We start from the raw sequence: 24,753 nt of genomic DNA, 5'->3' as shown, positions 1-24,753 counted from the left end.
TATTATCGGCTCTCCCGGAGCCACGTCGCAGCGAATGCGCCGAGCAGCAGCAATAGCCCGATCAGGCCGGCAAACATCGGCAGAACGCCGACGCCGCGGACCACACTGGCATCGCGCATGTGCACGCCCATCCAGCCGTCGCCGCGGAACACCGTCGACGAGCGCACCGGAACGATGCGCGGCAACTCGACGCCCGAGCCTTCATTGATGCGGCGGGCATCGCCGCCGCTGGCCTGCGCCAGTGGCTTCAGCATCTCGGTGGTCGAGGTGACTTCCGAGAATTCCTTCGGGTTGATCGGGCCGACATTGATCAGCGCCTTCAACGTGCCGTCGGTGGCCTGCCACAGGCCGAGCTCATCGGCCGGCGTGGTCGCGCGCCACAGGCCGGGCTCGCCGGCATTGAGCGTCAGTTCGCGGGTCTTGCCGGATGGCGAGGTGACGGTCACCGGCTGCACGGTATCGCCCATGGTCTGGCGCAGCACGACGAGATCCTTGCCCTGGCTCTGCAGCTTCAGCGCTTCCTCGTCGAGGTCCGGCTGCTTCATCAGCCAATGCGACATGCGGCGAAGCAGATCGAGATGCGGGCCGCCGCCTTCATAGCCTCGCGCCCACAGCCAGATATGATCCGACAGCAGCAGAGCGACGCGGCCTTCGCCGGAGCGCGAGAGCAGCAGCAGCGGCTGGCCATCGGCGCCGGTCATGACGGGCGGCGTGGTGGTGTTGCGGGTCTCGACAGTGCGGAAGAAGCGGCTCCATTTCGGTGGCTCGGAATTGGAGCCTTCAAGGCCGCGCGTCACCGGGTGCCGCTTACCGATATCGCTGAGATGCGCATAGAACGGCTTCTCGCTGACCCCGACGGGTTCGGCGGGCAGCACCGAATCCAGCGGCGTGCGCCAGATCGAGGTGTTCGATGCGTAATCGGGACCGGCTGAGACCAGCACCGCGCCGCCGGCGCGGACATAGCGTGCGATATTGTCGAAATAGGCGATCGGCAGCACGCCCTGGCGGGCATACCGATCGAAGATGATCAGCTGGAATTCGTGAATCTTCTGCTGAAACAGTTCGCGGGTCGGAAACGCAATCAGCGACAGCTCGTTGATCGGCGTGCCGTCCTGCTTCTCCGGCGGACGCAGAATCGTAAAGTGGACGAGGTCGATCGAGGCGTCGGACTTCAGCAGATTGCGCCATGTGCGTTCGCCGGAATGCGGCTCGCCGGAGACCAGGAGCACGCGGAGCTTGTCGCGAACGCCGTCGATGGCGATCACGGCGCGGTTGTTGACCAGGGTGAGTTCGTTGTCGAGCGGCGAGGCCTCGATCTCGACGATGTTCGGGCCGGCATGTTTGATGTCGATATCAATACTGACGGTCTGGCCCGACAGCACCGTGCGCTCGCTCAGCGTATCGCCGTCGCGGCGGATGGCGACGCGGGCGCGCTCGCCGGTGGCGCCCTGATCGTCCAGGCGAAACGTGACGCGTTGTGACTGGCCGACAATGCCGAAGCGCGGGGCGGCGGTGATGGCGATGCGGCGATCACGCTCGTCTTTACGGCCGGTGATCAGCGCATGCACCGGTGCATTGAAGCCGAGGCCGGCGAGGTTGGCCGGAATGTCGTGGACGCGGCCATCGGTGATCAGGAAAGCGCCGGCGACGCGGTCGGTCGGGACATCGGAGAGCGCGGAGGACAGCGCGCCGAACAATTTGGTGCCGTCGGTCTCACCATCCGCCTGTCCGGCTTCGACGACACGGACCTCGAGGCCTTTGACCTGTTTCAGCCGGTCGATGAGCTGCTTCTGTGCTTCCTCGGTTTCTTTCGCGCGCTCGCCGAAACTCTGGCTCGGGCTCTTGTCGATGACGACAGCTGCCACCGAGGACAGCGGCTCTCGCTCCTCGCGCGTGAAGGATGGATTGGCGAGCGCCAGCAGGATCAGCGCCAATGCGGCCACACGCACGGCAGCGCCGCGCGCGCGGCCAAACAACAGCAGCGCAGCGATCACCACGATGGCGGCGAGGCCGATCCACAGCACGATGGTCGGGACGAGAGGCGTAAACGCGATGCCGTATTGCATGTCGCGCTCCTATTGTCCGAGACGTTCGATGAGCGCCGGCGCGTGCACCTGGTCGGCCTTGTAGTTGCCGGTCAGCGTATACATCACGATGTTGACGCCGGCGCGGAATGCGAATTCGCGCTGGCGCGGTTCGCCAGGTGTCAGCGGCAGCATCGGCTGGCCGTCGGGGCGCATCGCCCAGGCACCGGCGAGATCGTTCGAGGTGATGATGATCGGCGACACACCGTCACCGCCGCGGGCCGGACGCGAGGCAGCGTCGTCGCCGTCGTCGCGCGGCAGCGTCTCGACCCAAGTCGGGCCGGAATTGAAACGGCCGGGGAAGTCGCGCAGCAGGTAGAAGGTCTTGGTCAGCACATGTTCGCGCGGCACCGGCTCGAGCTCGGGCACATCGAGCGAGGAGAGGATGTTGCGCAGCGTCAGCATGCCCGGCGTCTGCGATTCGCCATTCGGTCCGGGCGGCGCTTCGATGGCATCGCGGGTGTCGAACAGCACCGTGCCGCCTTGTTTCATGTAAGCGTCAATGCGGTTGATGGCATCCTGCGGCGGCTTGGCCGCGCCGGGAATGATCGGCCAGTAGATCAGCGGGAAGAACGACAATTCGTCGCGCGATGGGTCGACGCCGACCGGTTCGCCGGCTTCCAGCGCTGTGCGCTGTGCGAGGAACAGCGTCAGCCCGGTCATGCCCGATTTCACGATCGAGTCGACATCGGCATTCCCGGTGACGACGTAAGCGAGCCGAGTCTGCGACACTGCTTTGACAGCGAAATCGTCGCTGGCCCGATCGGCACGCGATGGCGCCGGTGCACCCATCATGGTGCCGAGCGCGAGCGCCACGGCAAGGACGGTCGAGACGGCGCGGCGCCGGAACATCGACGCGATGGCGCCGCCGAGCAGCGCGACGATGATCGCGTCCACCAGAAACAGGGCCAGTGCGGTCGACAGCAGGATGCCGCGGAGGTCGCGCGGTTCGGCATTGGTGTAGCTGGCGCGGTTGGCCTTCAGGCCTGAGAAATCGATCGGGCCGATGCGATCGGCTGATGCCAGCGCATTCACCGCCAGGGGACCATCGGCAGGACCATAGAAGCCCGGCGGGTGGTCGAGCGTGGCGCGGTCACGATAGTCAGTGGCGAGCGGCTTGGCCGTCGATGGTGGCGGGGTGAAGGTACCGAAGCCGTCCAGCGTACGCAGCGGCGCAACCGTCTCCGCGCCGGTCTCGCCGGCAACACCTGCGCCGGGCGTGGACGTGTAGCCGGAGATATCGACGACCCTGCGCAGCATCTCGACGAAGGTGCCAGACAACGGCAGGTCCGACCAGCGCATATCGGCGCTGACATGGAATAGCGTCACAAGACCTTTGCCACGGCGCTCGCCTGTGACCAGCGGTGTGCCGTCGACCAGCGAGGCCCAGCTCTTCGAGGCCAGTGCTGCATTCGGCTCGGCCAGCACCTGACGGTTCACGGTAACGTCTTTCGGCACAGGGAGGCCGGCGAATGGGCCATCGGCGGCAAAGGAAGCCAGATGCTGCGGCTTCTCCCAGGTCAGGCTGCCGCCGAGGCTACGGTCGCCGCGGCGCAGTTTCACCGGGACGAGATCGTCATCGCCCTGCGCGAGGCGCGGACCGGCGAAGCGTACCAGTACACCGCCCGCATCGATCCAGGCATTCAGACGCTCGCGGATTTCCGGCGACAGCGTGCCGACATCGGCCAGCACGATCATCGGTAGTTTCTGGTCGAGGAATTGCGTGATTGCCTGCTGCGGCGCGCCGCGATCGCCGAGCCGTATATCGGCGAACGGTGCGAGTGCGCGGGTCAGATAGAAGGTCGAGGCCAGCAGTGGCTGCGCGGTGTCGCTGGTGGCGCCTGAGACGATGCCGATGGCGCGGCGGCGCCAGCGCTTGTCTAGCAGTTGCACGGCTCCGGCCGAGCGCTCCCCGGTGATTTCGAGTCTTGCGATGTCGTTGCGCAGTTCGACCGGCAGATCGAAGGAGGCCTCGGTCTCGCGATCATTCGGCGTGAACAGGAACTTGGCCTCGCCGACCGGCGATCCCTTCTGGTCGAGGCCGCGCACCACGCCCCCATCGGGGCCGCCGCTATTGGCACGCAGTACCTTCACGGTCATCTTGGCCGCAGCATTTTCTGCTGCCACCAGCGCATGGGCCGGCGTGGCGCCGCCGTCATAGATGGTCAGAGTGCGGTCGCCGATGGTCTTTCCAAGGCCCTGCGCGAAATCCGCACCGCGGCCGGTGTCGACGCCATCCGAGAGCCAGACGATTTCGCTGTCGCCGGTGGCTTTCAGGAAGCGCTCCAGCGCCGGCAGCGTATCGACGCGGTCGATCGCGTAAGGTTTCGGCGAGAGCTGGCGCAGTGCGACGCGCGCAGTGCCGCCGGGCAGCATTGTGATGTCGCGGTTCGGCTCCGACAGCGGAACGAGGGCCACGCCGCGGCGATTGCTGTCGGCATTGGCGATCAGCTCGTCTGCGGCCTTGACGCGTGCGTCCCAGCTCGCTGCAGCACTCCAGCCGTCATCGAGCAGGATGGTCAGCGGTGCGTTACTGCCGGCCGTGCCGGTTTGCGGATTCCAGATTGGGCCGGCGGCGGCGAAGATGATGAGCGCCGCAGCCAGCAGGCGCAGCAGCGTCAGCCACCATGGCGAGCGCGACGGGGTCTCTTCCTTGGGCGTGATGTCGAACAACAAGCGTGTCGGCGGAAATGCGATGCGCTGCGGACGCGGCGGCATCACGCGCAGCAGCCACCACAGCACGGGAAGACTGATCAGGCCGAGCAGCAGCAGCGGTTGGGCGAAGGCGAGCGGGAAGCCACCGATCATGTTGAACGTCCTGCCTTGACCATGACGCCGCCGCCGGCAGATTTGTTGACCATCATGCCGCCATGCAGGAACAGCAGCAGCTCAGCGGCCGAGCGGCTGGTGGTGTGTGTCGAGAACAGCCAGCCGAGCTTGCCCGTCTCGGCGCGGATTTCCTCGCGATGCGCGGCGACGCGTGCCACATAATCCTCGGCCCAGGTCTGTGCACGGCCGGCGGTGATGACATTGCCGCTTTCCGGCTCGACGAATTCGACGCGGCCGGAATAAGGGAAGCTTTCTTCCGCGGGATCGACGATCTGCACCAGCGCGCCATGCGCGCCGGACGATGACAGACCAGCGAGCATCTCCTTGATCTCCGGCATTGGCGACCAGAAGTCGCCGAGCACCACGATCTCGGCCAGCGCCGACGGCACGAAGGATGGCGGCAGGCTGGCGCGGTTGGTGGTGTCGTGCAGCATCGCCTGCGCCATCTTGTCGATGACGCTGCGGCTGGAGGTCGGATTCATCAGGCCGGGCACGCCGACACGCTCGCCGCCGGCGACCAGCAATTCGGCCAGCGCGAAGGTGACGATCAGCGCGCGTTCTAGCTTGCTGTCGCGCGCGCCCTTGGAGGCAAAGGCCATCGACAGCGAACGGTCCGGCCACAGCCAAACTGTGTGCGCGGCTTCCCATTCCTGCTCGCGGACATACAAATGGTCGTCGCGCGCCGAACGGCGCCAGTCCACATTCTGCGACGGCTCGCCGGAGACGAAACGACGATACTGCCAGAAGCTCTCGCCATGGCCGGCGCGGCGCCGGCCATGCAGGCCATGGATGACGGTCGCAGCAATGCGCCGGGCCTCCAGCACTAGACGCGGCAGCGATGCAGCAAGCGTACGGCTTTCGCCATCGGCGCGGCGGACTGCGATGATCTCCTGCGTGGCGTGATCCGGCACTGCGGCCATCAACCGATCCGCGATTTGAGCTGACGGATCACATCGGCGACCGTGCGGCCTTCGGCACGCGCCGTGAAGGTCAGTGCCATACGATGCTTCAGGATCGGTTCGGCGAGGTCGAGTACGTCGTCGATCGAGGGCGCGAGGCGGCCATCGAGCAATGCGCGCGCACGCACTGCCAGCATCAGCGATTGCGAGGCGCGCGGGCCGGGACCCCATGCGATGAGCTTGCTGGCGTCGCCGGCGTCCGGTCCCGGACGTGCGGAGCGCACCAGTGTCAGGATCGCTTCGACGACGCTGTCGCCGACCGGCAGGCGGCGCACCAGCCGCTGTGCTGTGATCAGCGTGTCGGCGGTCACTGCGGCCTTGGCGATGGTTTCCTCGGCACCGGTGGTTTCAAACAGGATGCGGCGCTCGGCATCGCGATCCGGATAATCGACGTCGATTTCCATCAGGAAGCGATCGAGCTGCGCTTCGGGCAGCGGATAGGTGCCTTCCTGTTCCAGCGGGTTCTGCGTGGCCAGCACATGGAACGGCTTCGGCAGGTCGTGCCGCGCACCGGCCACGGTGATGTGCTGTTCCTGCATCGCCTGCAGCAGCGCGGATTGTGTGCGCGGGCTGGCGCGGTTGATTTCGTCGGCCATCAGGAGCTGCGCGAACACCGGCCCGGAGATGAAGCGGAACGAGCGCTTGCCGGCGATGCTCTCGTCCAGCACTTCGGCGCCCAGAATGTCTGATGGCATCAGGTCGGGGGTGAACTGGATGCGCTTGGCATCGAGGCCGAGCGTGACGCCCAGCGTTTCCACCAGCTTGGTCTTGGCGAGACCGGGGACGCCGATCAGCAGCGCATGGCCGCCGGAGAGGATCGTCACCAGTGTGTTTTCGACGACGCGTTCCTGGCCGAAGATGACAGTGGAGATCGCTTCCTTGGCAGCGCGCATCTGGCCAGCCACCTGTTCCGCGGAGCGGACAATCACGTCTTCGATTTTCTCGACACTGTCAGCGCCAGCCATCCATTGCTCCTTCGGGTGAACGGCGCCCGAAAGAACGCCGCTGCATTGTCGCCATGCCATCTTAGTATTTCATGGACCTGATGCTAAACTTAAGCGAAGGCCATGTATTTGTTGAATTAAACTATCCCCACAATATCGGGATGCGGGTATGAACTGCATCACGTTATGGCGAGTTGGATTGTGACATCACACGTTTCAATACGTGCACCAATCGTGCCAAATGGCAGTGGTAAAGTCAGGGCAAACAATGGCGAAGCAAGGGCAGATCGCAAATCAGGGGCTGGATGGCCTGACCGCTGCGGCGCGCGATGCTGCAGGCGGCGGTAAAGCGGACAAGGGCCTGCCGCCTGTGCATCTGTGGAATCCGCCATTCTGCGGCGATCTCGACATGCGAATCGCCAGCGATGGTACGTGGTTCTATTTGGGCACGCCGATTGGCCGGCCCGCTTTGGTGCGGCTGTTCTCAACGATCCTGAAGCGTGAGGACGGCAAGCACTTTCTCGTGACCCCGGTAGAGAAGGTCGGCATCACCGTCGATGATGTTCCTTTTCTCGCTGTTGAGATGCTCAAGGAGCAGAACGCGGGCAGCAGGGTGTTGAAGTTTCGCACCAATGTCGACGATTGGGTGACGTGTGACAGCGAGCACCAGTTGCGATTCAATATGGCCGGGGACGGCGGGCTGACGCCGTATCTGCATGTGCGTAGCGACTTGTGGGCCAAGGTGACGCGGGCGATCTATTACGATCTGGTTGACATGGGGGAGGAGCGAATGGTCGATGGTACCGCGATGTTCGGCATCGCCTCCGCGGGCGCGTTTTTCGCCATGGCCGATGCGGAGCAGGTCAGGGAAGCTACATAAGTGAGCCGATTGAAGTGAGCCGGGCCAATGAGCCGATGCTGAAGACCGACGCGGATGCCGCGGATATCGGTTCAGTTGAGTTTTTCAAGCGGGCGAAGGCACGCCTGCATTTCGACGTGCCCGAGGGGCTTACCGACGCCAGCATCATTCCCGTCACCGGCGATGCCGGCAACGACCGCATGATCCAGATCGTGGCGCAGGAGCGGCCGATCCGCCCGGCCGCGGTCCTGATCGGCATCGTCGAACACGAACAGCCGACCGTGCTGCTCACCCAGCGCTCCGCGCATCTCAACGATCATGCCGGACAGATATCGTTTCCCGGTGGCAAGATCGATCCGAGCGATGCCTCGCCGCTGGACGCCGCGCTGCGCGAGGCCGAGGAGGAAATCGGCCTCGATCGCTCCTTCGTCGAGCCGATCGGCTATCTCGATCTCTATGCGACCGGCTTCGGCTTTCGCATCCTGCCGACGCTGGCGCGGGTGAAGCCGGGCTTCAATCTCACGATCAACGAGAACGAAGTCGAAAGCGCTTTCGAGGTGCCGCTGGCGTTCCTGATGGACCCCGCCAATCATCAGCTGCACAGCAAGGAATTCCGGGGCATGGAACGGTCTTATTACGCGATGCCGTTCGCCGAACGTTATATCTGGGGTGCCACTGCAGGCATTCTGCGCGTGCTGTATGAACGGATCGTGCTGACATGATCCGTCCGGTTCTGACCGAAGTCGGCATCTTTCTGATTCCGTTCGGGCTCTACGCGTTGTTTTTGTTCGCCACCAAGAACGGCGTGGTGTTGAAATCATCATGGCCGATGCCGGTGATGATCAAGCTCGCCATCGCCGCCTCCGTGCTGGTGATCGTGAGCCTCGTGCTGCTGGCGCAATTTTCCGGCGCGTCGCCGGGATCGACCTATGTCCCCGCGCATATCGAGAACGGCAAGCTCGTCCCCGGGGTTGAAAAATGAGCATGCGTAAACTGCACGACGCGCCGTGGCTCACGTCAGGACCGTCCGGGCAGGTGCTGGCGCTGCTTAATGGCAATGGCGAGGAAGCCCGCGTCGTCGGCGGCGCCGTGCGCAATGCTCTGATGAAATTGCCTGTGGGCGAAATCGATATAGCCACGACGGCCTTGCCCGACGAAGTGATCCGCCGCGCCAAGGCGGCTGGCATCAAGAGCGTGCCGACCGGCATCGAGCACGGCACTGTGACACTGGTGGTCGACGGCGCGCCGTTCGAGGTGACGACCTTGCGCGAAGACGTCGAGACCTTCGGCCGCAAGGCCAAGGTGGCGTTCGGGCGCGACTGGAAGCGCGATGCGGAGCGCCGCGACTTCACCATGAACGGGTTGTCGGCATCGATTGACGGTATGGTGCATGACCATGTCGGCGGTCTCGTCGATCTCGATGCACGGCGTGTCCGCTTTATCGGGGATCCCGACCGGCGCATTGCCGAAGACTATCTGCGCATTCTCCGCTTCTTCCGCATTCATGCCGCCTATGGCGCCGGGGCGCCGGATCGCGAAGGCTATCTCGCCAGCATTCGCGGCCGCGATGGCATTGCCGGGCTGTCGGCCGAGCGCGTGCGGATGGAAATGACGAAGCTGCTGGTAGCCGATGGCGCCTTCGCGGCGGTGGATGCGATGGTCGATGCCGGCCTGATGCTGCGGATCGTGGGCGGTGTCACTTACAAGGGACCGTTCGCCGCAATGATCGCCATCGAACAGGCGCTGGGGCTAAAACCCGATGCGATTCTGAGGCTTGGCGCGCTTGGCGTGGCCGTCACCGAAGACGCGCGTCGGCTTGCGCAAAAGCTGCGTCTATCCAATGACGAAACCAAGGCACTGGATTCGATGGGCCATCGCTGGTGGCGGCTGAAGGGTATGGACGAATCCCGCGCCCGGCGGCGACTCTATCGGCTTGGCGAAACCCGTTATCGCAACCGGATGATGCTGGCCTGGGCCCGCGCTGGCCGCGATGCCGACAGCGAGGCCTGGAAGGCGCTCGTGACCTTGCCGGAGCGGTGGACCCCGCCGGTCTTTCCGCTCAAGGCCGCCGACTTCATGGCGCGCGGCATCGCCAAGGGGCCGGCGCTCGGCCATGTGCTGGCGCTGGCGGAAGATGCCTGGCTCGCGCTGGATTTTCCGATGGAGGTCGATGTGATGACGGTGATCGCCGATCAGACCATCGCGCGGTTCAAGCACGACCATCAGCTCTAAGTCCCGACGGCACCATGAAGCATGTCATTCGCCCCGGTTTTGCCGATATCAGCGATGATGCCGACGTCGTTGTGCCGTGGTGGAGTTTCACCAAGACGCTGATGGCCGCCACGGCACTGACAATGGTGCGTGATGGTCAGTTCGCTCTGGATAATAGGCTGCCAGGCCAGACCTTCATGCTCCGCCACTTGCTGCAGCACCGCGCAGGTTTGGCGGACTATGGTTCACTTCCCGCCTATCATGCGGCGGTTGCCGCCGACGAGGATGCGTGGCCGGTCGACCGGCTGCTGCACTCAGTTTCCGTCCTGCATGCCGGAATTGAACCGGGCCATTTCACCTATTCGAATGTAGGCTATCTGCTCGTCCGGCAACATCTCGAATGCGTGAGCGGACTGACACTCGACGCGCTGATGCGGCACCGGTTGTTCGAACCGCTCGGCGTAGTCGGGCCGCGCATCGCCAGTCATCGTGTCGATCTCGCCGATGTGCGGATGGGTAATGCGCAGTCCTACGATCCGCGCTGGGTCTATCACGGGTTGGCGATCGGGAGATTGCGGGATGCCGCAACACTATTGCACCGGTTGATGACGACGGACTTGCTGCCTGCTGGCCTGCGCGACGAGATGTGTCACGGGATCGCAGTTGGCGATCCCGGCGCCGGGCGTCCGTGGCACCATGCGGCTTACGGCCTGGGCGTCATGACCGGAACCGCAGTCAACAGTTTGCGTGTGGTCGGGCATACTGGCGGAGGTCCGGGCAGCGGCATTGCCGTCTATCATTGTCCCGAACATGGACAAACGACCGTTGCGGTCTTCGCGACCGACGGTGCTGCAGGCAATATCGAGGCGGATGCGTTCAAACTCGGTCTGCAAAGGTGAGCAAAAGCCGCCGCCGGACATTTGCGCCCGGCGGCGGATGGCCTGATCAGGCCACCTTGCTCTTGTGCTCTTCTTCTTCGTCGTCGTGTTCTTCAGCTTCGTCGTCTTCGCTCTCGTCTTCGTCGTCATGCGGGATGACGAGGGCGAGTTCGAGCACGGCACGCGGAAGGGTCTCGCGGAACAAATCGCCTTCCTCGCCCAGCCAGATGCATTCGATGTTGTCGCCGTCAACGTCGGCCACGGTCAGCGGGCAACCGCCCGACTTCAGCATGACGACATCGCCTGATTTCAATTCCATGGTCGGCTCCCGAAAAATGTTTGACGCGCGCTGAGTCTAGCTCCGCGTCATGACAGGCCGAACACGGGGATGTTTCCACGAGCTATTTTTGTTGAAGCAGTTTCGCGAGTTCCGCGCCGAGACCGACACTCTCCAGCGCAGGCGGCGGGCTGCAGTCGAGACCTTTCGCTGCTGCGGCGATCACGGCACGCGTGCCGGTTTCGACGGAACACAAGATAGGTACCGGCACGTCGGCCTGGATACGAGACGCAAGGCCGGCCAGTGCCGCGCCGCCGAGGATCACGACCTCGGCACCATCCTGCGTGGCGCAATCGGTGCAAGCCTGAGCGAGTGCGGCCAGGGCTGCATCGGGATTTCGGGCGATATCGCCGCCGGTCGGTGCGATGGTGCGGATTTTGGCAAGTTTGCCGGCCAAGCCAATGCTCCCGACGAATTCCCGGAGCATCGGTCCCCAGAGCGCGCCGCCGGTGACGATGGCGAAACGCCCGCGTCTGGAGGCCTCGATGCAGGACGCTTCGGCCATGCCGACCACGGGAATGTCCGCAATTTCGCGCAGCGCCAGCAAGCCAGGATCGCCGAAGCAGGCGAGATAGACCGCATCGCAGCCGGCGCCATGAGAAGCATAGGCGTCGAGCGCTGCATGGCCTGCGATGGCCGCCGAGGCGCGCGTCGAAATATAGCGGGCGCCGAACCGGCCGGTCACCGGCACAAAGGTCGCGGCATCCCCGGCGATGACTTCGACATGCCGCTTGACCAGCGTGGTGACACACTCGGTGGTGTTGGGATTGATCAGCAGGATGCGCACGTCATGCAACTTTCATGATGACCACGCATCCAATCATTACCCGCGCGAAAGTGCCAGCGTCGGTAACTCAGCCCTTCGGCCCGAAATACACGCAGCTCTCGTTGCAGCTGTCGCGAAATACGCCGACCCGGACCACCGGGCCCTTGTCGGCGACGCGGTCCCAGATGAAGCGCGAGAGATTTTCCAGCGTCGGAATGCCGATCGCTTCGATGTTGTTGAGAAACTTGTGGTCGAGCGTCTTGCGCAACTCGTCGAGTTGGAGGTCGAGCAGGCCGAGATCCATCACCATGCCGGTCACGGGATCGGGCACGCCGCGAATGGTCACTTCGGCACGGAAGGAGTGGCCATGGATTTCCTGGCTCACTTCACCGAGCGTGGTGTGAGACAGCGCATGCGCCGCCTCGAAGCGAAACGATTTGGTCAATTCCCACATAGGAAGTCGTCGTCCTTAGAAGTCGTGGTCCTTAGCGGATCCCGAGTGTCTTGTGTGTCTGCACACTCAGCCGCCATTGCGGGTGGCGCAGGCAGTAGTCCACTGCGTGGGCGGTATTGCTGACGGCGTCCGGCCCGTCCATCGGCTGCAATGAGAACCGCTCGAAGGTGAGGTTTTCGAACTTTTCCGGCATTGCTGCCGCCTGCGGATAGACCAGCTTCAATTCGTGCCCGCTGCGCACCACCAGTTCTGCGCCGGCCTTCGGGCTGACGCAGATCCAGTCGATGCCTACGGGCGGCGCCACGGTGCCGTTGGTCTCGACGCCGATCTCGAAGCCACGATCATGCAGCGCATCGATCAGTTCGGCATCCACCTGCAGCAAGGGCTCCCCACCGGTCAGCACCACATAGCGGTTGTCGGACGGTCCCACCCATTGCGCGGCGATGGTGTCGGCGAGCTTGTTGGCGGTGGGGTAGCGGCCGCCCAGCGTGCCGTCCATGCCGACGAAATCGGTGTCGCAAAACTGGCAGGTGGCCTCCGCGCGGTCCTGCTCCCGGCCGGTCCAGAGATTGCAGCCGGAAAACCTGCAGAATACGGACGCGCGGCCGGCATGGGCGCCTTCGCCCTGCAACGTCAGGAAAATCTCTTTGACCGCGTAACTCACTGTTTCAGCTCTCTAAACCGGCATGCCCGATCCGGCTCGGGCCACGTCCTGGTTCCATATGGGGTAAGCGGCGGCTCTTAGCACGGCTGGACCGTGGATGTCCCGGCCGATCACCGACATGTCAATTGCGATGTCGAGCTGCTGCAGCCAAAGGTCGGAGACATCACGTCAAATTGTCGCACCTGGATACCATGCAGCCCTTGCTCGTCACATCCGGCAGTTCTGCCGCAAACACGCGTACGTGCGGGACCTGCACCATGTGCTGCAAGGTCTATCGCATCGACGACCTCGCCAAGCCGGCCGGCAAGTGGTGCAAGCACTGCGCGATCGCGCAGGGCTGCAAGATTTACGACACCCGGCCGCAGCAGTGCCGCGCATTCGATTGCGTCTGGATCCAGGACGACGAGATGCCGGAGTCCTGGAAGCCGGAAAACTCCAAAATCGTGTTTTCGGTCTATCCGACCACCGGCTTCATCTATGGCCAGGTCGATCCAGGCTCGCCTTTCGCCTGGCAGAAGGAGCCGATCTATTCCGGCGTGATCGCCTGGTCGGAGAAGCTGCTGGCCGAACGCCGCCACCTGCTGATCTTCGTCGGCGGCAATGCCACGCTGATCATGCCGACCGGGCCGGTGCCGATCGGTCCGATGTCGCCAGCGGATGGATTCATCATCCGCGAGACATTTACGGCAAAGGGCAAGGACTACATCGCCACACGCGTGCCGAGCGGGCGGTAGTCACTCGCGCGTCTGCCGCAGCGCTTCACCGAGCGCCATGGCCACCGTCATCGCCAGATTGATCGAGCGCAGATCCTGGCGCATCGGAATCACCAGCCGCGCATCGGCCGCCGCTGCGACGTCGTCGGGCACGCCGGCGGATTCGCGCCCGAACATCAGGATATCATTGGCGTCATAGCGGTGTTCGAGATACGGCACCGCGCCCCTGGTGGTGAACAGCGCCAACCGATGACCGGCCTCACGGCGCCACTCTTCGAAATGCCGCCATGAATCGTGCCGGACGATCGACACCTGATCGAGATAGTCCATGCCCGCGCGGCGGAAGTGCCGGTCGGATATCGGAAAGCCCGCGGGCTCGATGATATGCGCCTCGACGTCGAGGCAGGCGCAAAGCCGCAGGATGGTGCCGGTGTTCTGCGGGATGTCGGGCTGGTAGAGGGCGATACGCACGGCGAACTTTCTCCGGCCGCGTCGCGATCGACGTGGCCCGATTCAGGCGATAGCGCCTGACCTGTAGCCGGACAAGGCCGGTGGATCTACTCCGCCGGCGCCAGTCGTGTGTTTGAACGTGCTTCGGTCGTCTCGCGCGCCTTCACGCGGGCGCGTCGCTTGCGCCACCAGATCACGACACCGGTCACCGAGAGTGCCGCCACCACGAGCCCATCGCAGAAATCAGGATGCGGCCGGGCAGACCCAGGCGGGTGTCGGAACCGCCATTGCCATTGGCACCCGCGGTGTAGCGCAGGGCCTGGGTCAGGGTCTGCGCGTCCTGGGTCTTGATCTGCCTGAAGTCGGATTGTCGGTTCGATGAGATGTGGTTTTGTCATGACGCTGCGATGCCTCAGTTAGACCGGCCCATTACCGGTAAGATTTGGAGGCCATCGATTTAGCGCAGTCGAAGAATGAGAATAGAATTAGGAGCTTAGAACGTCTTCAAACGCGCGATTTGTTGCCGAAACGACGCAGAATTATTCGCGGTCATGAACTGCTGCTGTTTTTGCCCGGCCGTCACGAATCGCCGCGCGCGAGGTGTCAGGAAAATCGGCGGGGCGCTATCGACGGCGAATCGCGATCGTCTGTCTCGCCCCCAGCCGGACAGCCATTTCTGATCGTCACGACGCGCCGAATTATCCGCGGCGCGGAAAGGCGTTGATTCTGTGGTGCATCGCATCTTGCTTCACCGATCGTAGGCTTGCACTGCCGCACCAAGGGTGCCAATAGAACGATTCTGGACTGCGTGTTCTGCCTGTTAGGCAAGGATAAGTGGTCCTCTGCCGCCGTGGGGAGAATCGCGGGCGTCGGTTTTTGCTTCAGGTCAACGCAAAGGCGTGACCGGGGGTGTCAAAGCCGGCTGCAGATAAGAAAGGGTTGGGATCGTGACGACAACGTCTTCGGCGGAACACACGCGCCGTGATTTCTTGTTCGTGGCCACAGGGGCAGTGGCTGCTGTGGGCGCCGCAGCCGCCGTGTGGCCGCTGATTTCTCAAATGAATCCAGATGCTTCGACCATCGCGGCGGGTGCGCCGATCGAGGTCGATCTGGCCCCCATCGCCGAGGGGCAGGACATCAAGGTGTTCTGGCGCGGCAAGCCGATTTACATCATGAACCGCACCAAGAAGCAGATCGACGAGGCGCGCGCCGTGCCGGTGGCGAGCCTGCCCGATCCGCAGACCGACCAGGCCCGCGTCAAGGAAGGCCACGACCAGTGGCTCGTGGTCATCGGCATCTGCACCCATCTGGGCTGTATCCCGATCGCCCATGAGGGCAATTACGACGGCTTCTTCTGTCCGTGCCATGGATCGCAATACGATTCCTCCGGTCGCATCCGCCAGGGGCCCGCGCCGCTCAACCTGCCGATCCCGCCTTACGCCTTCGTCTCTGACAGCAAGATCAAGATTGGCTGAGTTTGTGAGCCCTTTGGGATCTCTCCGAACTCGCGCCGATAACGTTTCTTCTTTTCTCAGGATCGCATCATGAGCGGACCATCCACTTACCAGCCGACCAATCCCGCTTTGCAGTGGATTGAAAAGCGTCTGCCAATTATCGGCCTCGTCCATTCCTCGTTCATTGCCTATCCGACACCGCGTAACCTGAATTACTGGTGGACGTTCGGCGGCATCCTGTCCTTCATGCTCGGCGTGCAGATCGTCACCGGCGTGATCCTGGCGATGCACTACACGCCGCATGTGGACATGGCCTTCAACTCGGTCGAGAGCATCGTCCGCGATGTGAATTACGGCTGGCTGTTGCGCTACCTGCACTCCAACGGCGCATCGATGTTCTTCATCGCCGTCTACATCCACATGCTACGCGGCCTGTATTACGGTTCGTATAAGGCACCGCGCGAAATCCTCTGGATCCTTGGCGTGATCATCTACCTCCTGATGATGGCGACCGGCTTCATGGGCTACGTGCTGCCGTGGGGCCAGATGAGCTTCTGGGGCGCCACCGTTATCACCAACCTGTTCTCGGCGATTCCCTATGTGGGCGAGAGCATCGTGACCCTGCTGTGGGGTGGCTATTCGGTCGGCAATCCAACGCTGAACCGCTTCTTCTCGCTGCACTACCTGCTGCCCTTCGTGATCGCGGGTGTCGTCGTGCTGCACGTCTGGGCGCTTCACGTCGCCGGTCAGAACAACCCGGCCGGCGTCGAGCCGAAGACCGAGAAGGACACCGTGCCGTTCACGCCCTACGCGACCATCAAGGATGGTTTCGGCATGGTCTGCTTCATGATCTTCTATGCCTGGTTCGTGTTCTACATCCCGAACTATCTCGGCGATCCCGATAATTACATCATGGCCAATCCGGGCGTGACGCCCGCGCACATCGTGCCGGAATGGTACTATCTGCCGTTCTACGCCATCCTGCGCTCGATCCCGAGCAAGCTCGGCGGCGTCATCGCGATGTTCTCGGCGATTATCGTGCTGGCCTTCCTGCCCTGGCTCGATACCGCCAAGACCAAGTCGTCGAAGTATCGTCCGCTGGCCAAGCAGTTCTTCTGGATGTTCGTCGTGGTGGCCGTCCTGCTCGGCTGGCTCGGCGGCAAGCCTGCGGAAGGCATCTACATCATCGCCGGCCGCGTGCTGACGTTCTGCTACTTCGCCTACTTCCTGATCGTTCTGCCGATCCTCAGCCGTATCGAGACGCCGCGTGCGATACCGAACTCGATCGCCGATGATGTGCTGGCGAAATACGGCAGGAAGGCTGCGTCCGCGATTGTCGCGCTGGTTCTCGCCGGTGGCCTGATGGCTGGCGGCACGGACAGCGTCAAGGCGGCTGATGAACATGGCGGCCCAACGCCGCCGTCGCTGAACTGGTCGTTTGCCGGCCCGTTCGGCAAGTTCGATCGTGGCGCCTTGCAGCGTGGCTACAAGGTCTACAAGGAAGTCTGCTCGACCTGTCACTCGATGAACCTGATGCACTTCCGCAACCTCGCGGATGAGGGCGGCCCCGGTTTCACGGCAGCACAGGCGCAGGCAGTCGCATCCGAGGTCAAGGTGCAGGATGGTCCGAACGACGCCGGCGACATGTTTGAGCGTCCCGGCCGGCTCGCAGATCCGTTCCCGAAGCCGTTCCCGAACGAGAATGCGGCGCGTGCGGCCAATGGCGGCGCCTATCCGCCGGACCTCTCGCTGATGGCCAAGGCGCGCAACTATGACCGCGGCTTCCCGCAATTCGTGTTCGACTTCTTCACCCAGTTCCAGGAGAAGGGCCCGAACTATATCGACGCGCTGCTGCAGGGCTATGTCGATCCGGCGCCGAAGGATTTCGCGTTGCCGCAGGGTGCGTATTACAACAAGTACTTCCCCGGCCACGCCATCAAGATGCCGAAGCCGATCTCCGATGATCAGGTGACGTATGATGACGGCACCCCGCAGAAGGTCGAGAACTACGCCAAGGACGTCGCGACCTTCCTGATGTGGACGGCAGAACCGCATCTCGAGGCCCGCAAGCGGATCGGCCTGCAGGTGATGGTGTTCCTGCTCATCTTTGCCGGCCTGATGTACTTCACGAAGAAGAAGGTCTGGGCCAACGCTCACTGAGCATCGCAAACATTTTTTCAAAAGGGCCCCTGATGGGGCCCTTTTTCGTTTTCAGCCTGTGCGCGCCCGGACCATGGATTCTTGAGGAACCGTTGACTAAGCTTTGTGCAAAGGCGGGAGACGCGGGCTCGGTGAGCGTCACGGATATCCATGCTCATCGGGGGGATGGATGGCGGGCGCGGCAATCGACGATATTCTGTTGAACATCAGTCCAAGTGGCCAGTTGGCGCTCGGCATCGTGCTGGCGCTGATCATGTATGGCGTCGCGCTCGATCTTCGCGTCGCCGATTTCGTTGATGTGTTCCGACGTCCGGCGGCGCCGCTCGCGGGGCTCGCCGCGCAACTGATCCTGCTGCCGGCGGTCACATGGGCGATCACCATGGTGTTGAAGCCGCAGCCCTCCATCGCGCTTGGCATGATGGTGGTGGCGGCCTGTCCCGGCGGCAACATCTCTAACCTCATCACCCATATGGCGCGCGGCAACACCGCGCTGTCGGTGTCGATGACCGGCATCTCCAGCCTGCTCGCGTCCGTCACGACGCCGTTGAACATCCTGTTCTGGGCCGGGCTCAATCCACAAACCGCGGCACTGCTGCGCCAGGTGAGCGTCGATCCCGTCTCGTTTATCGGATCGACCGTGCTGCTGCTCGGCGTGCCGATGGTTGCCGGTTTGCTCACGGTGCGTCATCTGCCGGCGTTGGCAGACCGTCTGCGCCGGCCGCTGCAGATCCTGTCCTTTGTTTTTCTGATCGGCTTTATTCTTGCGGCAACGATCACCAACTGGCGCTACATCTCGGTGTTCTCGACATCCGTATTGCCGTTCGTGGTGCTGCATAACGCCATCGCGGTGGCGCTCGGCTGGGGCGTGGCGAAAATCCTTGGGCTCAGCGACTACGACACCCGCGCGCTGACCATCGAAGTCAGCATGCATAATTCCGGTCTGGGGCTGGCGCTGATCCTCACGCAATTCGACGGGCTTGGCGGGGCTGCGCTGGTCGCCGCTGGCTGGGGAGTCTGGCACCTCGTCTCCGGCTGGGCGCTGGCGGGCTGGTGGAAACGGCGCGACCCGCATCCGGCACGCATTGAAGGTGCGGCATGAGCGACGTGATGGCGAATAGCGGCGTGCTGATTACCGGCGCGGCAGGCTTCATCGGCAGCGCTTTGCTGCGCCCACTCGCGGCCGATGGCGACGGGCCGGTGACAGCGCTCGATCTGCGCGAGGTGCCGCCGCAACGGCGTCTCGACGGCATTGCCTACGAGCATGGCGACATCCGAGATCCCGCCTTGAAGGATGTCATCGCCCGCGTGAAGCCACGCACCGTTGTGCATCTCGCCTCGGTCGTTGCCGTCGGAGGCGACGACCGGCGCGACTATGAGATCGACGTGCTGGGCACGCGCAATGTGCTGGAAGCCTGTCTCGCGGCTGGTGTGGACCACCTCATCGTCACATCGAGCGGCGCGGCCTATGGCTATCACGCCGAGAATCCCGTCCCGTTGCGCGAGACCGATCCGCTGCGCGGTAACGAGGATTTCCCTTATGCTCGTAACAAGCGTGAGGTCGAGGAGATGCTGGCGCGATGGCGGCAAGATCATCCGCAACTGCGGCAGACCGTGTTCCGCCCTTGCACGGTGCTGGGGCCGACCACGAACAATCAGATCACTGCGCTGTTCGAGCGCCCCGTCGTGACCGGTCTGAGTGGCACTGCAACGCCATTCTCGCTGATCGCTGATCGCGATGTGGTGGCCGCCCTGGCGCAGGCCGTACGCACCGGCAGAGACGGGATCTATAATCTCGCCGGCGACGGTACGCTCAGCCTGCGGGAGATCGCAAGGCTCAATGGCAAGCCATTCGTTCCGATTCCGCCCGCGGTGATGAAGGGCGCGCTGTGGTTGCTCCATACGCTCGGCCTGACGAAGTTGACGCCTCAGAACGTGAAATTCATCCAGTATCGCCCGGTGCTCGATAATACGCGCCTCAAGTCTGAATTCGGCTACTCACCGCAGCTCGATGCGCGCTCCGTGTTCGAACGCTATCGCGACGAGCGTCGGGAGCCGATGTCATGACCTTCCTCGTCATCGGCGCCGGTCCCGCAGGTCTTGCCGCAATCCAGAGCCTGAAGACCGCCGGCCATGCTGTGGAAGCCGTCGAGCAGAACGCCGATGTCGGCGGGCAGTGGCTGTATGGCGCGGCGCCGAGTGCGGTCTATGCCTCGACGCATCTGATCTCGTCGAAGCGCACCACGGCCTTTGCGGATTTCCCAATGCCGGAGGACTGGCCGGCCTATCCCGGCCATCGTCAGGTGCTGGATTATCTGCAGAGCTATGCCCGGCATTTCGATCTCTATCCATTGATCCGCTTCAACACCGGCGTGCGCAGCATGACGCGGCAGGAAAGTGGATGGCACGCTGCTTTCAGCGACGGCACGTCGGCAGACTATGCCGGCGTCATCATCGCCAATGGTCATCTCAGTGATCCCCTGACCCCCAAAACGTCGGGCACCTTTGATGGCCCACTGATGCATGCCAAGGACTACAAGACCGCCGATATCTTCGCCGGCCAGCGCGTGCTGGTGGTGGGCATGGGCAATACCGGCTGCGACATTGTCGTCGATGCGATCCATCGCGCGGATAAGGTGTTGTGGAGCGTGCGCGGCGGCAATCATTTCGTGCCGAAGTTTCTCGCCGGCAAGCCGGCGGATGAAGGCAATCACAAGCCGAAGCGCTTCATCATTCCGAAGAACCTGCGCTCAAGGCTGCACGAGCCGATTCTGCGCTTCATCGTCGGCGCGCCGGAGCGCTTCGGCCTACCGAAGCCACAGCACCGCCTCTATGACCGCACGCCGATCGTCAATTCGCTGGTGCTGCAGCATCTCGGCCAGGGCGATGTCGGTTTGCGCAAGCCGGTCCGCGAATTCAACGGCAAGTTGGTCGTGTTTGCCGATGGCCGCTGCGACGAGGTCGATCTGGTGTTGCTTGCGACCGGCTACCGGATCACGTTTCCGTTCCTCGAGGATCTCCGCGCACTCGATTGGCAGGACGTGATCGGTGCGCCCAGGCTGTTCATGAACATGTTTCCGTCGGAGGATAACGGCCTGTATGTAGCCGGGCTGCTGGAAGGCGCAGGCGTGGGCTGGGAAGGGCGTGCATTGCAGGCCCGCGTGATCGCAGCCTATCTCGCGGCCAAGGCCGCGCGGCCGGATGCGGCAGCAGCGCTGCGGCAGGAGATCACGCAATGGTTCGCGCAACCGCCACGGCGGGACGGCGGCGAACACGGACTGTTTGTCGATTTTCTCACCTACAAGCGAGACCTGCAGCGCACGCTGGCCCGGTTGAGTTGACACGTGAGGGGTCTATAAGTTGCCCCGAACCATTCCAGCGGAGGACATCATGGGAACATCGATCAGTTTCAAGCGGCCGGACGGCAAGGAAGCCAAGGGTTATCTCGCCAATGCTCAGGCCGGTAACGCGCCGGGTGTCGTCGTGATCCAGGAATGGTGGGGCCTGCAGGAGCAGATCAAGGGTCTGGCTGATCGCCTCGCGCTGGCTGGCTTCGATGCGCTGGCGCCTGATCTCTATAACGGCGTGGTCGTGCCCTATCACGACACGGACGCCGCCGGCAAAGAGATGAACTCGCTGGATTTCATGGATGCGACCACGCAGACGGTGCGCGGCGCCGCGCAGTATCTGTCGCGCAACGGCGCCAAGGTTGGCCTGACCGGCTTCTGCCTCGGTGGCGCGGTGACGATCATCGGTTCGTGCAAGATTCCCGAATTGAAGGCCGCTGTCGCATTCTACGGCATTCCGCCGGAGCAGGCCGTCAAGCCCGCCGACGTGCAGGTGCCGCTGCAGGGTCACTTCGCCAATCGCGACGACTGGTGCACGCCGGCCGTGGTCGATGCCTTCGAGGCCGGCCTCAAGGCGGCCGGCAAGTCGGCCGAGTTCTTTCGCTATGACGCCGACCATGCTTTCGTCAACGAACAGCGTGTCAGCGTGCATGACCGCGAAGCCGCCGAACTGGCCTGGGGCCGCGCCACGGCGTTCTTCAAGAAGCATCTCGCTTGATCATCCACCCCGCTTGATGCGGCCGGGACGACCGGATAGGTCGGGTGCCAGGACAGAGACCATGGCACCCGACTTCACGATTTCCGATCTGCGCCACGCGCCGGAATTTTTCGACACCGTCGCTGATCGCATCTGGCAGGCATGGTGGAAGCGCCACGGCGTGCCCGAGGCCTATATTGTCGAGCGCCTGCGCGAAAACATGGCGGGCACTGGCCTGCCGATCGCGCTGGTGGCGCATCGCGGCCCGGCCTTTCTCGGGATGGCCTCGCTGCTGGTGTCCGATCTCGACGAGCGCCCGCAATACACGCCCTGGGTCGCCGCGGTCTGGACCGAACCGGAGGCGCGCGGGCAGGGCATCGCCCCGGTCCTGATCGAACGGGCCTGCCTGGAGGCTTTCTCCCGCGGTCATGCCCGGGTCTATCTATGTGCCGCGCCGCCGCGGCGGGCCTATTACGAGCAGTTGGGCTGGATCCCGATCGAGGACGGCGTCGGGGCACTCAAATTGACGGTATTTGTCCGGGAGCGGCCGAAGGCCGTCTAGTCCCTTGACCTTCCGGCCCGGCCATGGTGATTTGCCGGCCATGAGCACCCCTGTCCGCAACAGCCGTCGTTGGTGGCGCACCTCCTGAAGAGGTGGTCGGTGCGATTTGCTTATTTACAATCGTCGAAGGCCGCCATCGCAGTGCGACGGCCTTTGCTTGTTTGTCCTGTGTGGCGCCCCCTCCGGCACGTTTCCTAAGAGGACACCATGAACAGGACTGTTTTTTCGCTTCCCGCTGACAGCGCCTACAAGACCCGCGCGGGTCTCTCCGTGGCGCGCCATGTCGACTATTTCACCGGCGGCGCCGCGCTGGACGATCTGATCGTCCGGCTCGACCAGCGCCGCGGCGTGGTGCTGTCGTCGGGCACCACCGTCCCCGGGCGCTATGAGAGCTTCGATCTCGGCTTTGCCGATCCGCCGCTGCTCCTCGAGACCACCGGGACGGATTTTACACTGACGGCGCTGAACAAGCGCGGCCAGGTGTTGATCGCCTTCCTCGCCGACACGCTGCAGGATCCCTGCATCGCGCTTGACGGGCGGACGATGTCGAAGCTCAAGGGCCATATCGTCCGCGGCGAGGCGCCCGTCGAGGAAGACCAGCGCACGCGCCGCGCCAGCGTGATGTCGCTGGTGCGCGACATGGTCGCGCAACTATTCTCGTCTGATGACTCAATGCTCGGCCTCTACGGCGCCTTCGCCTATGATCTCGTGTTCCAGATGGAAGACCTGAAGCAGAAGCGCGCCCGCGAAGCCGATCAGCGCGACATCGTGCTGTATCTGCCCGACACCTTGCTGGCCTATGATCGCGCCACTGGCCGCGGCGTGCTTATGTCCTATGACTTCACGTGGAAGGATCGCTCCACCGAGGGCCTGCCGCGTGACACGCCCGACAGCGGTTACAACAAGGCGCCGCGCCAGGGTTTTGCCGATCATGCGCCCGGCGAATATCAGCGCACGGTGGAGAATGCCCGCGCCGCCTTCGCGCGCGGCGATCTGTTCGAGGCCGTGCCCGGGCAACTCTTCGCCGAACCTTGCGAGCGGTCGCCGGCCGAAGTGTTCCAGCGGCTGTGTGTCATCAATCCCTCGCCCTATGGCGCGCTGATGAATCTCGGCGATGGCGAATTTCTCGTCGCCGCCTCGCCCGAGATGTTCGTGCGCTCCGATGGCCGCCGGGTCGAGACCTGTCCGATCTCCGGCACCATTGCGCGCGGCGTCGACGCCATCGGCGATGCCGAACAGATCCGCCAGCTCCTGAATTCGGAGAAGGACGAATTCGAGCTCAACATGTGTACCGACGTCGATCGCAACGACAAGGCACGCGTCTGCGTGCCCGGCACCATCAAGGTGCTCGCGCGGCGGCAGATCGAGACCTATTCGAAACTGTTCCACACTGTCGATCATGTCGAAGGCATGCTGCGTCCCGGATTTGACGCGCTCGATGCGTTCCTCACCCATGCCTGGGCGGTGACGGTGACTGGTGCACCGAAATTATGGGCGATGCAGTTCGTCGAAGATAACGAACGCTCGTCGCGGCGCTGGTATGCCGGCGCCATCGGCGCCGTGTCCTTCGATGGCGGCATCAATACCGGCATCACCATCCGCACGATCCGCATGAAGGATGGTCTTGCCGAAGTCCGCGTCGGTGCGACGCTGCTGTTCGATTCGGATCCCGTCGCCGAAGAGAAAGAGTGCCAGACCAAAGCGGCGGCGCTGTTCCAGGCGCTACGCGGCGATCCGCCGAAGCGGCTGTCGGCCTTCGCACCGGATGCATCCGGGTCCGGCAAGAAAGTGCTGCTGATCGATCACGACGACAGCTTCGTGCATATGCTGGCGGATTATTTCCGCCAGGTCGGCGCGACCGTCAGCGTGGTTCGTCATGTCCATGCGCAGACCGTATTGAACCGCGAGAGTTTCGATCTTTTGGTGCTGTCACCGGGGCCGGGCCGTCCGGCGGATTTCGGCATCGGCAGGACGATCGATACGGCGCTGGAAAAGAAACTACCAGTGTTTGGCGTCTGCCTCGGCGTGCAGGCGATCGGCGAATATTTCGGCGGCGTGCTGGGTCAGCTTGCGCAGCCGGCCCATGGCCGGCCCTCGCGCGTGCAAGTGAGAGGCGGACAATTGATGAACGGCCTGCCCAACGAGATCGTCATCGGCCGCTATCACTCGCTGTTCGTCGAGCAGGGCAGCATGCCCGATGTGCTCACCGTGACGGCGAGCACCGAGGACGGCGTCGCCATGGCCATCGAGCACAAGACACTGCCGGTCGGCGGTGTGCAGTTTCACCCGGAATCGCTGATGTCGCTTGGTGGCGAGGTCGGCTTACGTATCGTCGAAAACGCATTTCGGTTGGGGCAACGCCCCAACTGATCTCCACCCGAAGAACTG

At 63.5% G+C, this 24,753-nt stretch carries 23 protein-coding genes and 1 pseudogene; 14 read left to right on the top strand and 10 right to left on the bottom strand.

Features of this window, described 5'->3' with window-relative positions; genetic code table 11:
• Positions 1-2 precede the first annotated feature (2 nt).
• The 4 genes from ACEK02_RS11140 to ACEK02_RS11125 are packed head-to-tail and all read right to left on the bottom strand — an operon-like array spanning position 3 to position 6,837.
• Complete coding sequence (locus ACEK02_RS11140; RefSeq protein ID WP_371421767.1) at positions 3-2,066, bottom strand: hypothetical protein; 2,064 nt, start codon at positions 2,064-2,066, stop codon at positions 3-5.
• Between the two features lie 9 nt (positions 2,067-2,075).
• The gene (locus ACEK02_RS11135) at positions 2,076-4,889 is read right to left on the bottom strand and encodes a DUF4159 domain-containing protein (RefSeq protein WP_371421800.1); all 2,814 of its coding nucleotides are present in this window, start codon (positions 4,887-4,889) and stop codon (positions 2,076-2,078) included.
• On the bottom strand, positions 4,889-5,833 hold the full coding sequence (locus tag ACEK02_RS11130; protein WP_371421766.1) for a DUF58 domain-containing protein: 945 nt from the start codon (positions 5,831-5,833) through the stop codon (positions 4,889-4,891). The genes ACEK02_RS11135 and ACEK02_RS11130 overlap by 1 nt, the downstream gene beginning before the upstream one ends.
• Positions 5,833-6,837, bottom strand: a complete 1,005-nt coding sequence (locus ACEK02_RS11125; protein WP_371421765.1) for an AAA family ATPase — start codon at positions 6,835-6,837, stop codon at positions 5,833-5,835. The genes ACEK02_RS11130 and ACEK02_RS11125 overlap by 1 nt, the downstream gene beginning before the upstream one ends.
• A gap of 247 nt (positions 6,838-7,084) precedes the next feature.
• On the opposite strand from ACEK02_RS11125, the gene ACEK02_RS11120 reads away from it, so the two are divergent.
• The 5 genes from ACEK02_RS11120 to ACEK02_RS11100 are packed head-to-tail and all read left to right on the top strand — an operon-like array spanning position 7,085 to position 10,785.
• Positions 7,085-7,696, top strand: a complete 612-nt coding sequence (locus ACEK02_RS11120; RefSeq protein WP_371421764.1) for a DUF1285 domain-containing protein — start codon at positions 7,085-7,087, stop codon at positions 7,694-7,696.
• 35 nt (positions 7,697-7,731) lie between these two features.
• The gene (locus tag ACEK02_RS11115; protein WP_371421799.1) at positions 7,732-8,397 is read left to right on the top strand and encodes a CoA pyrophosphatase; all 666 of its coding nucleotides are present in this window, start codon (positions 7,732-7,734) and stop codon (positions 8,395-8,397) included.
• On the top strand, positions 8,394-8,657 hold the full coding sequence (locus ACEK02_RS11110) for a DUF6111 family protein (RefSeq protein WP_371421763.1): 264 nt from the start codon (positions 8,394-8,396) through the stop codon (positions 8,655-8,657). Before ACEK02_RS11115 ends, ACEK02_RS11110 begins: the two co-directional genes overlap by 4 nt.
• The gene (locus ACEK02_RS11105; protein ID WP_371421762.1) at positions 8,654-9,907 is read left to right on the top strand and encodes a CCA tRNA nucleotidyltransferase; all 1,254 of its coding nucleotides are present in this window, start codon (positions 8,654-8,656) and stop codon (positions 9,905-9,907) included. The genes ACEK02_RS11110 and ACEK02_RS11105 overlap by 4 nt, the downstream gene beginning before the upstream one ends.
• A 14-nt stretch (positions 9,908-9,921) precedes the next feature.
• Entirely contained in the window at positions 9,922-10,785 is an 864-nt protein-coding gene (locus ACEK02_RS11100; RefSeq protein ID WP_371421761.1) for a serine hydrolase domain-containing protein, read from the top strand.
• A gap of 46 nt (positions 10,786-10,831) precedes the next feature.
• Here the strand turns inward: ACEK02_RS11100 and ACEK02_RS11095 are convergent, their stop codons facing one another.
• The 4 genes from ACEK02_RS11095 to queE form a co-directional block, all read right to left on the bottom strand.
• The gene (locus tag ACEK02_RS11095) at positions 10,832-11,083 is read right to left on the bottom strand and encodes a YodC family protein (RefSeq protein ID WP_371421760.1); all 252 of its coding nucleotides are present in this window, start codon (positions 11,081-11,083) and stop codon (positions 10,832-10,834) included.
• A gap of 82 nt (positions 11,084-11,165) precedes the next feature.
• Complete coding sequence (locus ACEK02_RS11090) at positions 11,166-11,888, bottom strand: aspartate/glutamate racemase family protein (RefSeq protein ID WP_371421759.1); 723 nt, start codon at positions 11,886-11,888, stop codon at positions 11,166-11,168.
• Positions 11,889-11,955: 67 nt separating this feature from the next.
• A complete protein-coding gene (locus ACEK02_RS11085; protein ID WP_371421758.1) occupies positions 11,956-12,321 on the bottom strand; it encodes a 6-pyruvoyl tetrahydropterin synthase family protein in 366 nt (121 codons plus the stop codon).
• Between the two features lie 31 nt (positions 12,322-12,352).
• A complete protein-coding gene (queE, locus tag ACEK02_RS11080) occupies positions 12,353-12,985 on the bottom strand; it encodes a 7-carboxy-7-deazaguanine synthase (protein WP_371421757.1) in 633 nt (210 codons plus the stop codon).
• Positions 12,986-13,242: 257 nt separating this feature from the next.
• Between queE and ACEK02_RS11075 the strand changes: the two genes are divergently transcribed.
• A complete protein-coding gene (locus ACEK02_RS11075) occupies positions 13,243-13,719 on the top strand; it encodes a hypothetical protein (protein ID WP_371421756.1) in 477 nt (158 codons plus the stop codon).
• On the opposite strand, the gene ACEK02_RS11070 is transcribed toward ACEK02_RS11075, so the two are convergent.
• Both ACEK02_RS11070 and ACEK02_RS11065 read right to left on the bottom strand, forming a co-directional pair.
• Positions 13,720-14,169 (bottom strand): tRNA (cytidine(34)-2'-O)-methyltransferase, encoded by a 450-nt coding sequence (locus ACEK02_RS11070; protein WP_371421755.1) that lies wholly within the window; start codon positions 14,167-14,169, stop codon positions 13,720-13,722.
• 86 nt (positions 14,170-14,255) lie between these two features.
• Positions 14,256-14,416: pseudogene (locus tag ACEK02_RS11065) on the bottom strand (PepSY domain-containing protein); the annotation flags it as partial.
• 679 nt (positions 14,417-15,095) lie between these two features.
• On the opposite strand from ACEK02_RS11065, the gene petA reads away from it, so the two are divergent.
• The 8 genes from petA (at position 15,096) to ACEK02_RS11025 (ending at position 24,735) form a co-directional block, all read left to right on the top strand.
• Positions 15,096-15,623 (top strand): ubiquinol-cytochrome c reductase iron-sulfur subunit, encoded by a 528-nt coding sequence (gene petA, locus ACEK02_RS11060; RefSeq protein ID WP_116661343.1) that lies wholly within the window; start codon positions 15,096-15,098, stop codon positions 15,621-15,623.
• A gap of 69 nt (positions 15,624-15,692) precedes the next feature.
• Positions 15,693-17,762: a cytochrome c1 gene (locus ACEK02_RS11055; protein WP_371421754.1), complete on the top strand. Its 2,070-nt coding sequence runs from the start codon at positions 15,693-15,695 to the stop codon at positions 17,760-17,762.
• Between the two features lie 169 nt (positions 17,763-17,931).
• On the top strand, positions 17,932-18,861 hold the full coding sequence (locus tag ACEK02_RS11050; RefSeq protein ID WP_371421753.1) for a bile acid:sodium symporter family protein: 930 nt from the start codon (positions 17,932-17,934) through the stop codon (positions 18,859-18,861).
• Positions 18,858-19,826, top strand: coding sequence for an SDR family oxidoreductase (locus ACEK02_RS11045; protein ID WP_371421752.1), 969 nt, complete (start codon positions 18,858-18,860; stop codon positions 19,824-19,826). Before ACEK02_RS11050 ends, ACEK02_RS11045 begins: the two co-directional genes overlap by 4 nt.
• Positions 19,823-21,100 carry a flavin-containing monooxygenase gene (locus ACEK02_RS11040; protein ID WP_371421751.1) on the top strand — a complete coding sequence of 426 codons (1,278 nt, stop codon included), beginning with the start codon at positions 19,823-19,825 and terminating at the stop codon, positions 21,098-21,100. Before ACEK02_RS11045 ends, ACEK02_RS11040 begins: the two co-directional genes overlap by 4 nt.
• Positions 21,101-21,149: 49 nt before the next feature.
• Entirely contained in the window at positions 21,150-21,824 is a 675-nt protein-coding gene (locus ACEK02_RS11035) for a dienelactone hydrolase family protein (RefSeq protein WP_371421750.1), read from the top strand.
• 61 nt (positions 21,825-21,885) lie between these two features.
• Positions 21,886-22,365 (top strand): GNAT family N-acetyltransferase, encoded by a 480-nt coding sequence (locus ACEK02_RS11030; RefSeq protein WP_371421749.1) that lies wholly within the window; start codon positions 21,886-21,888, stop codon positions 22,363-22,365.
• 207 nt (positions 22,366-22,572) lie between these two features.
• A complete protein-coding gene (locus ACEK02_RS11025; RefSeq protein WP_371421748.1) occupies positions 22,573-24,735 on the top strand; it encodes an anthranilate synthase component I in 2,163 nt (720 codons plus the stop codon).
• Positions 24,736-24,753: the final 18 nt, after the last annotated feature.

Origin of the sequence: Tardiphaga sp. (assembly GCF_041424195.1) — a bacterium.
Classification (GTDB): Bacteria; Pseudomonadota; Alphaproteobacteria; order Rhizobiales; family Xanthobacteraceae; genus Tardiphaga.
This window is presented reverse-complemented; position numbering and strand designations above follow the sequence as displayed.

Bases quoted from the DNA above. Each gene is read 5' to 3' on its own strand.
- ACEK02_RS11140 (WP_371421767.1), bottom strand. From the start codon at position 2,066: ATGCAATACGGCATCGCGTTTACGCCTCTCGTCCCGACCATCGTGCTG.
- ACEK02_RS11130 (WP_371421766.1), bottom strand. From the start codon at position 5,833: ATGGCCGCAGTGCCGGATCACGCCACGCAGGAGATCATCGCAGTCCGC.
- ACEK02_RS11125 (WP_371421765.1), bottom strand. From the start codon at position 6,837: ATGGCTGGCGCTGACAGTGTCGAGAAAATCGAAGACGTGATTGTCCGC.
- ACEK02_RS11120 (WP_371421764.1), top strand. From the start codon at position 7,085: ATGGCGAAGCAAGGGCAGATCGCAAATCAGGGGCTGGATGGCCTGACC.
- ACEK02_RS11115 (WP_371421799.1), top strand. From the start codon at position 7,732: ATGCTGAAGACCGACGCGGATGCCGCGGATATCGGTTCAGTTGAGTTT.
- ACEK02_RS11110 (WP_371421763.1), top strand. From the start codon at position 8,394: ATGATCCGTCCGGTTCTGACCGAAGTCGGCATCTTTCTGATTCCGTTC.
- ACEK02_RS11105 (WP_371421762.1), top strand. From the start codon at position 8,654: ATGAGCATGCGTAAACTGCACGACGCGCCGTGGCTCACGTCAGGACCG.
- ACEK02_RS11100 (WP_371421761.1), top strand. From the start codon at position 9,922: ATGAAGCATGTCATTCGCCCCGGTTTTGCCGATATCAGCGATGATGCC.
- ACEK02_RS11095 (WP_371421760.1), bottom strand. From the start codon at position 11,083: ATGGAATTGAAATCAGGCGATGTCGTCATGCTGAAGTCGGGCGGTTGC.
- ACEK02_RS11085 (WP_371421758.1), bottom strand. From the start codon at position 12,321: ATGTGGGAATTGACCAAATCGTTTCGCTTCGAGGCGGCGCATGCGCTG.
- ACEK02_RS11075 (WP_371421756.1), top strand. From the start codon at position 13,243: ATGTGCTGCAAGGTCTATCGCATCGACGACCTCGCCAAGCCGGCCGGC.
- ACEK02_RS11055 (WP_371421754.1), top strand. From the start codon at position 15,693: ATGAGCGGACCATCCACTTACCAGCCGACCAATCCCGCTTTGCAGTGG.
- ACEK02_RS11050 (WP_371421753.1), top strand. From the start codon at position 17,932: ATGGCGGGCGCGGCAATCGACGATATTCTGTTGAACATCAGTCCAAGT.
- ACEK02_RS11045 (WP_371421752.1), top strand. From the start codon at position 18,858: ATGAGCGACGTGATGGCGAATAGCGGCGTGCTGATTACCGGCGCGGCA.
- ACEK02_RS11040 (WP_371421751.1), top strand. From the start codon at position 19,823: ATGACCTTCCTCGTCATCGGCGCCGGTCCCGCAGGTCTTGCCGCAATC.
- ACEK02_RS11035 (WP_371421750.1), top strand. From the start codon at position 21,150: ATGGGAACATCGATCAGTTTCAAGCGGCCGGACGGCAAGGAAGCCAAG.
- ACEK02_RS11030 (WP_371421749.1), top strand. From the start codon at position 21,886: ATGGCACCCGACTTCACGATTTCCGATCTGCGCCACGCGCCGGAATTT.
- ACEK02_RS11025 (WP_371421748.1), top strand. From the start codon at position 22,573: ATGAACAGGACTGTTTTTTCGCTTCCCGCTGACAGCGCCTACAAGACC.